The organism is Halorubrum sp. Atlit-28R, from assembly GCF_003665955.1.
In the GTDB taxonomy this organism is placed as follows: domain Archaea; phylum Halobacteriota; class Halobacteria; order Halobacteriales; family Haloferacaceae; genus Halorubrum; species Halorubrum tropicale.
The window spans coordinates 1-452 of record NZ_QPLS01000242.1; the positions used below are offsets into that span (position 1 = coordinate 1).

Here is a 452-nt window from a genome sequence, read left to right on the forward strand (position 1 = left end):
GCCAGAACTGATTGCGTGGATGTGCATAGTACTGTTTCGCTTTCAAGGATTTTTCGCCTGGAAAACTTCCAAGGATAAGGGTCCGCGTTTCCCGATTCAGCACAGGGGGCAGGCCGGTCAGCTGCGCATTTGCAAATAACGATGACATAGAAAATAAGTGGGTCGAATGCAGAAATGCTTCTTTATGTCGAAATACAGAATGTTTGTATGCTGGAATTGGCGCTACACTATTTGGAACACTACCACTGTCAATAAAGTTCCATCTGACAGCGGGCTATTTATTGGCGGCGGACTGCTTTACGGGGTGCAGCAACATGGATATGAAAGTCATTGTTATCACCGGCGGCAGCCGCGGTATCGGTGCTGCTACCGCCAGGCTAGCGGCAGCACGCGGCTACGCGGTCTGTATCAGTTATCGAAGCGACCGGCAGGCAGCCGAAGCAACGGTATCT

General features: G+C 50.9%; 1 protein-coding gene. It reads left to right on the top strand.

What is annotated here, in order from left to right; translation table 11 throughout:
* Window positions 1-320 precede the first annotated feature (320 nt).
* Window positions 321-452, top strand: a 132-nt coding sequence (locus DVK06_RS19735) for an SDR family NAD(P)-dependent oxidoreductase (RefSeq protein WP_394345533.1), incomplete at its 3' end; no start/stop codon positions are given.